Source organism: Desulfovulcanus sp., from assembly GCF_982781345.1.
This window is the reverse complement of record NZ_CEYAEZ010000145.1, coordinates 1-1,507: the sequence shown is the minus strand read 5'-3', so window position 1 is coordinate 1,507 and position 1,507 is coordinate 1. Positions and strand designations below refer to the sequence as shown.

At 36.7% G+C, this 1,507-nt stretch carries 3 protein-coding genes; 2 read left to right on the top strand and 1 reads right to left on the bottom strand.

Annotated features, from left to right (window positions below; genetic code table 11):
* The first annotated feature begins 194 nt into the window (after nt 1–194).
* Together AC3WVG_RS11765 and AC3WVG_RS11760 are read left to right on the top strand one after the other, a co-directional pair.
* Nucleotides 195–572 carry a hypothetical protein gene (locus AC3WVG_RS11765; RefSeq protein WP_488798308.1) on the top strand — a complete coding sequence of 126 codons (378 nt, stop codon included), beginning with the start codon at nt 195–197 and terminating at the stop codon, nt 570–572.
* Between the two features lie 4 nt (nt 573–576).
* Nucleotides 577–1,200: a hypothetical protein gene (locus tag AC3WVG_RS11760; protein WP_488798307.1), complete on the top strand. Its 624-nt coding sequence runs from the start codon at nt 577–579 to the stop codon at nt 1,198–1,200.
* Here AC3WVG_RS11760 and AC3WVG_RS11755 read toward each other — a convergent pair.
* Complete coding sequence (locus AC3WVG_RS11755; protein ID WP_488798306.1) at nt 1,146–1,433, bottom strand: hypothetical protein; 288 nt, start codon at nt 1,431–1,433, stop codon at nt 1,146–1,148. The genes AC3WVG_RS11760 and AC3WVG_RS11755 overlap by 55 nt on opposite strands.
* Between the last annotated feature and the right edge of the window lie 74 nt (nt 1,434–1,507).

The window sequence follows — 1,507 nt, the reverse complement described above, 5'->3', positions numbered from 1 at the left end:
GGCATTCTTTGCTCAGAATGGCAGTCCCGAAGCGTTTTAAGGGCAATGTCGTAAATGTTGTGAAGGAACACGTAATGTTTGACTTTTTATTATAAATAATTGAGGGGTCGGGGAGTTTCCCCCTCTTAAATTAGCCAAATATTTGTTATCATAGAAGTAAAGGTCGGAAACGAATAATTAAGACCAATACTTTTATGAAAAAACAAATATCAAAATTAAATCCAGAATGGGTTTCCCAAACCCGTGATTACTTTTTAAAATTTCTGAAACTAACCAAATTTCCTCACCCTGACAGAAATGGCATCAGAGGAAGTAAATTTGATTATCCAGAATGGCTGATTATGTTAATTGCTATTCTGTCTGTAAAATGCAAAGTTAAATCATATCTTGGCACACATCGCATGGCTTTGAAATACTGGAAAGTAATTGCCCAAGGAACTAGACTCAAACCAATTTCAGAAAGACAGCTGCGAGATCGTTTAAAAAAAATCTGCCACTCGCCTAGAAAACCTGCAGCATTCATTTTTCAAATATTTCCTAAGAAATACTTCAATCAAAAAGATAAGTGCTGATAAAATGATGACTAAAGCCAAAGGACCAGTCTGGCACAAGAAACAGAAATCACAAGGCATTATTCCTAAAGGATTAACTGGACTTGATAAAGAGGCAAGGTGGGGTATGTCCCGCTATGATGGCTGGGTTTACGGACATGGAACATTCTGTTTTACATCATATGGCATTCCAATACTTGGCATATTTCAATGGATGCCTAACTCAGGACACGAAGCCAAAAGAATGGAGATAGAAATTACAAATTATGAAAATATTGTAAAGAAAGTATTTATGGATAGCAAGGCTGATGATCAAAATCTGTATCACCGACTTAAACATAATTACCATATTCAGTTAGTCACAGTTCCGCGAAAACACAAGAATAGATCAGAATCAAGAAAAAAATACATTAAGGATATGCTGACAAAACAGAATCTTAAAGATTACAAGAAACGATCAACCACAGTAGAGCCTATGCAGGGACTAGTGTCTGAAATATTTGATTTAGAAAGGTGCTGGATGAGACGGGATGAGAACAATCGCTGGTTATTCGCTGCTATGGGAATTGCCATACAAATGGCGCAATGGAATGCTTACAAGCAAAAACGATCAACTTGGAAAATCAAAGATGATGTGCTGGGGTTGTGAGAAACTCCCCGACCCCTCAGATAATTATCTTTTTTAACATCACCTATTTGAACAGATAGGGTTCTTTCAGTTGATAAATCATACTCTATTGAAATTGCATCAAGGGCATTTCCTTTAACCGAGAGAATCCCTATTCCAGAACTCTGAATCTCAAATTTTGCTACAAGTTTTTCATCCTCTGACTTGAATTCAAGCTCAGTTATTGCAATGTGGCGAATAATTGCTGCTGGCATTATTGACCTCCTTCCAGTTTTTTTCGGGTTTGTAGTTCATACATAAACACGATTAAGCCAATATAAGCTCTCAT

Excerpts from the sequence above, each read along its gene's own strand:
- AC3WVG_RS11765 (WP_488798308.1), top strand. The coding sequence starts at position 195 with ATGAAAAAACAAATATCAAAATTAAATCCAGAATGGGTTTCCCAAACC.
- AC3WVG_RS11760 (WP_488798307.1), top strand. The coding sequence starts at position 577 with ATGATGACTAAAGCCAAAGGACCAGTCTGGCACAAGAAACAGAAATCA.
- AC3WVG_RS11755 (WP_488798306.1), bottom strand. The coding sequence starts at position 1,433 with ATGCCAGCAGCAATTATTCGCCACATTGCAATAACTGAGCTTGAATTC.